This window comes from uncultured Abyssibacter sp. (assembly GCF_964000955.1).
GTDB lineage: Bacteria > Pseudomonadota > Gammaproteobacteria > Nevskiales > OUC007 > Abyssibacter.
The window spans coordinates 1-5,092 of sequence record NZ_CAXFCL010000177.1; the positions used below are offsets into that span (position 1 = coordinate 1).

The 5,092-nt window shown below is 64.6% G+C and carries 3 protein-coding genes; all 3 read right to left on the bottom strand.

Annotation, left to right across the window (positions count from 1 at the left end):
* The coding region (locus ABNS06_RS08625; RefSeq protein WP_348673919.1) for an acetyl-CoA C-acyltransferase at nucleotides 1-1,169 on the bottom strand (1,169 nt) is incomplete at its 3' end.
* A 36-nt stretch (nucleotides 1,170-1,205) separates the two neighbouring features.
* A complete protein-coding gene (locus ABNS06_RS08630) occupies nucleotides 1,206-3,287 on the bottom strand; it encodes a 3-hydroxyacyl-CoA dehydrogenase NAD-binding domain-containing protein (RefSeq protein WP_348673920.1) in 2,082 nt (693 codons plus the stop codon).
* 141 nt (nucleotides 3,288-3,428) lie between these two features.
* Nucleotides 3,429-5,092: MMPL family transporter (locus ABNS06_RS08635; RefSeq protein ID WP_348673921.1), on the bottom strand; the 1,664-nt coding region annotated here is incomplete at its 5' end.

The following is a 5,092-nucleotide window of genomic DNA, read 5'->3' on the forward strand; positions in this document are numbered from 1 at the left end:
TCGAACAAACCGGCCGCACCCATGCCGCCGCCGATGCACATGGTCACCACCACGTACTTCACGCCGCGGCGCTTGCCTTCGATCAGCGCGTGGCCGACGAGGCGACTGCCGGTGACGCCGTAGGGGTGGCCGATGGCGATGGCGCCGCCGTTGACATTGAGTGCATCACCCGGAATGCCGAGCTTGTCCTGGCAGTAGAGCACCTGGACGGCGAAGGCCTCGTTCAGCTCCCACAGGCCGATGTCGTCGATCGACAGGCCGGTGCGTTCGAGCAGGCGGGGAATCGCGAAGACCGGGCCGATGCCCATCTCATCGGGTTCGCAGCCGGCGACGGTGAAGCCGCGGAAGATGCCCAGCGGTTCGATGTTGCGCTGCTCGGCGAGCTTGGAATCCATGACCACGCAGGCTGACGCACCATCGGAGAACTGGCTGGCGTTGCCGGCCGCGATCACGCCGCCCGGCATGGCGGGGCGAATCGTCGACACGCCTTCGTAGGTCGTGCCGGGGCGGATGCCTTCGTCCTGGGCACAGGTCACCTGCCTGGTGACGAGTTGTCCCGTGGCCTTGTCCATCACGCCGGCGGTGACGTCGATCGGTGCGATCTCGTCATCAAAGCGACCTTCGGCACGGGCGGCCTCGGCGCGTTGCTGGCTACGGGCGCCGTACTCGTCCTGGCGCTCGCGGGAGATGTTGTAGCGCTTGGCCACGGTCTCGGCCGTCTGCAGCATCGGCCAGTAGATTTCCGGCTTGTGCTGCGTGAGCCAGGACTCCTGCAGCATGTGCATGTTGGCCTCGTTCTGCACGCAGGAGATCGACTCCACGCCGCCGCCGATCATCACCGGCACCTTGTCGACGATGACGCGCTGGGCGGCCATGGCAATGGCCTGCAGCCCGGAGGAGCAGAAGCGGTTGACGGTCACGCCGGAGGCGGTGATCGGCAGACCGGCGCGCAGAGCAATCTGGCGTGCGATGTTCGAACCGCAGGCGCCTTCCGGCCAGGCGCAGCCCATGATCACGTCTTCGACTTCGGCGGGATCGATGCCGGCGCGCTCGACCGCGGCCTGGACCACGTGACCGCCGAGCGTGGCGCCGTGAGTCATGTTGAACGAGCCGCGCCAGGACTTGGCGAGCGGCGTGCGGGCGGTGGAAACAATGACAGCTTCAGTCATGATGGGTCTCTCGAATTCTGATTATTTAATAAATACTTAGTTGAACATCTTGCCATCGGACGCGAGCTTCTTCACCAGCTCGGCCGGCTCCCAGAACGTGGCATCCGCACCTGGCAGCGCGGCGAACTGGCGCATGCGCCGCTCGACGTTGTAAAGGCCCATGGTGTCGGCGTAGAGCATCGGCCCGCCCAGATGCAGCGGGAAGCCGTAGCCGTTGAGATAGACCATGTCGATGTCGGAGGCGCGCTGGGCGATGCCGTCCTCGAGAATGCGGGCACCCTCATTGACCAGCGCCAGCACCAGCCGGTCGCGAATCTCGTCCTGCGACAGCTTGCGGCGCTCGACGCCGAGTTCGGCGCAGGTGTCGACAATCAGCTTCTCGACCTCCGGGTCCGGATGCGCCTTGCGGTCGCCGGGCACGTACTTGTACCAACCGGAGCCGGTCTTCTGGCCGAAGCGGCCCATCTCGCAGAGCTTGTCCGCGATGGGCATGCGCGGCATGTCCGGGTATTCCTCGTAGTGCCGCTTGCGGATGTACCAGCCGACATCGTTGCCCGAGAGGTCGCACATGCGGAACGGCCCCATCGCGAAACCGATGGACTCCACGGCCTTGTCGACCTCCTGCGGCAGCGCGCCTTCCTCCAGCATGGCGATCGCCTGGGCGATGTACTTGTTGACCATGCGATTGCCGATGAAGCCATCGCAGACACCGGCGACCACGCAGAGCTTGCGGATGGTCTTGCCGAGTTTCATGACGGTGACCAGCACGTCGTCGGCGGTCTTCTCGCCGCGCACGACCTCCAGCAGGCGCATCACGTTCGCCGGGCTGAAGAAGTGCAGGCCGACCACGTCTTCCGGCCGTTTGGTGAAGCTGGCGATCTTGTCGAGATCCAGGGTCGAGGTGTTGCTCGCCAGAATGGCGCCGGGCTTCATCACGGCATCCAGCGTTTCGAACACCTGCTGCTTGACGCCCATGTCCTCGAACACGGCCTCGATCACCAGGTCGGTGTCGCCGAGATCATCGTAGGACAGGGTGGGGTGGATCAGCGCCATGCGCTGCTCCAGCTTCTCCTCGGTCAGCTTGCCTTTCTTGACGCGACCTTCGTAGTTCTTGCGGATGATGCCGATGCCGCGGTCCAGAGCCTCCTGGCTCATTTCCAGCAGCCGCACCGGGATGCCGGCGTTGAGGAAGTTCATGGTGATGCCGCCGCCCATGGTGCCGGCGCCAATCACCGCGACGGTTTCGATCGGGCGGGTCGGCGTGTCGGCGGGCACACCCTTGATCTTGGAGGCCGCGCGCTCGCCGAAGAAGGCGTGGCGCAGCGCCTTGGATTCCGGCGTCTGCACCAGCTCGCCGAACAGCTTGCGTTCGGTGGCGATGCCGGCGTCGAACTTGCCGGTGGAGGCCGCCACCGCCTCCACGCACTTGACCGGCGCGGGGAACGGGCCGGCCATGGTCGCGACGGTGTTCTTCGCGACCATCAGGAAGCCTTCGCTCTCCGGGTGCTTGACCTTGCGGTCGCGCACCAGCTTCAGTGGCTGGCCGATCGACTGCTCGGCGAGACGGGTCGCATCGGCCAGCAGATCGTCACCGGCCATGGTGTCGAACAGGTCGGTCTCGGCGAGCAGCTTGGCCGGCACGATGTTGCCGGAGACGATCATGTTCAGCGCGGCTTCCAGCCCGATCACGCGCGGCAGGCGCTGCGTGCCACCAGCGCCCGGCAACAGGCCCAGCTTGACCTCGGGCAGGGCGATCTGGGCATCCGGTGCGGCGATGCGCGCATGGCAGCCCAGCGCCAGTTCCAGACCGCCGCCCATGCAGGCGCCGGAAATCGCGGCGATGACCGGCTTCGGACTCGCCTCGATGGCTTCGATCACGGTCGCCAGCGATGGCTCGGCGAACATGGCGGGCGTGTTGAACTCGCGGATGTCCGCGCCGCCGCTGAACGTGCCGTGGGCACCGATCAGCACGATCGCCTCAACCGACGCATCGCCATTGGCTTGATCCAGGCTCTCGACAATGCCCTCGCGCAGCGCCAGGCCCAGCCCGTTGACGGGTGGGTTCTGCATAGAAATAACCGCCACGCGGCCACGGGTCTGATAGTCAGTCGCGCTCATCTGCACTCCAGTTCTGTTGTTGTCGTTGAGCATGCCGGGGCGAAACGGATTCGCCCCATGCATGCCTGAATATTTTGCGTACCGGAGCGTACATGAGGTGGGCGAGCGCCACCACCATGCGAAATCTCCGGCAATCCGGGGCTAGCGCTCCCGGTCGAAGCGGAGCAGCAGCCCGGGCAGGAACAGCAGGTCGAAGATCAGGGCGATCACGATGGTCATGGCCGTCATCATCCCCATGGACGCATTCACGTCGAAGGTGGACTGCGCAAGGATGAGAAAGCCCGCCGCCAGCGCCACGGTGGTCACGCTCAATGCCGCTCCGACCGTGGTGAACGCGTAGCGAATCGCGTCCTCGGTGCCGTAGCCGCGTTCCTGGCGTGCCCGCAGATACTTGCTGAAGAAGTGCACCGTGTTGTCCACGACAATCCCCAGCGTGATCGAGAACACCGCCGCCACGGCCAGATTTACCTGACCGACGAAGATCCCCCACAGCCCGAAGGAAATCGAGGCGGGGAACGCATTGGGCAGCAGCGACAGCAGCCCGAACTTGAACGATTTCAGTGCCAGGATCAGCGTGACGGCAATCAGCGCCAGCGCCAGGGCGGAGCCGCGCATCATCGCCTCGATGTTGTTCTGGCCGATGTGGGCGAACATCAGCGAGACACTGGAGCCATGCGACTGGATGTCCGGCGTGTTGGCCGCCATCCAGGCCTGCGCGCGCTCCTCGACGGCGATGATCTGCTTGGAGTTCAGGTTGCTCAGGTTCACCGAGAACTTGGTTGCCGACTTGTCGAAGGTGAGCTGGTTGTTCAGGTCCAGCCCCATCGGCAGCGACAACTCGTAGAGCAGGATGTACTGGGCGATCAGCTCGCGATCATCGGGCAGGCGGTAGTAGCTCGCATCGTCGCCGTGCATGTTGCGGTTGAGCCGCTTGACCACATCGGTGAACGTGGACACATGCGTCACCTCCGGCTGGTCGCGGTACCACTGCGCGAAGGCATCGACCTGCTTGAGATAGTCGGGATCGACAACGCCGTTTTCCTCGCCGGCCGGCAGCGAATAGGCAATGCTGTCGACACCGGTGAGGTTGTTCTGGACGAAATCGAAGGCCTGACGGATCGGCAGCGATTCGTCGAAGTACTCCACGGTGTCGTCGTTGAACTCGTTGCGCGGGATGAACGCGACCAGTACCGCGGCCAGGCCCAGCACGCCCCAGAAGATCACGCGGTTGTGGGCGATGATGACGTTGGCCAGCTTCAGCATCACGCCGCTGCTGTCCGGGTCGTCATCCGACGGCTTCACGCGGATCGGCAGCAACAGCGCCAGCCCTGGCAGCAGCACCAGCGACCACAGCATCGCCCCCAGCACGCCGAAACCCACCGAGGTGCCCAGCTCGCGGAACGGCGGCGAGTCGGAAAAGTTCAGGCTGAAGAAGCCGATCGCGGTGGTGATGGAGGTCAGGAATACCGGCTTCAGGTTGATTGTCAGCGCGTGTTCCATCGCTTCGAACTTGCCCAGCCCGCGCCGCAGGTCCTTCAGGTAGCTCACCAGCACGTGCACGCAGTCGGACACCGCCAGTGTCAGGATGATGATCGGCGCCGACACGTTGATCTGGTTGACCTGATAGCCCAGCCAGCCGGTTACGCCCAGCGTCGCGACAATGGACACGATGATCACCACCACCGTGACCACCGTCGTTGTCACGCTGCGCATGAACAGCAGGAGCAACACCACGACGGCCAGGAACATTAGCGGCACCAGCGTCGTCGTGTCCTGCGAGGCGGACTCGTTGAAGCTGTGGTTCA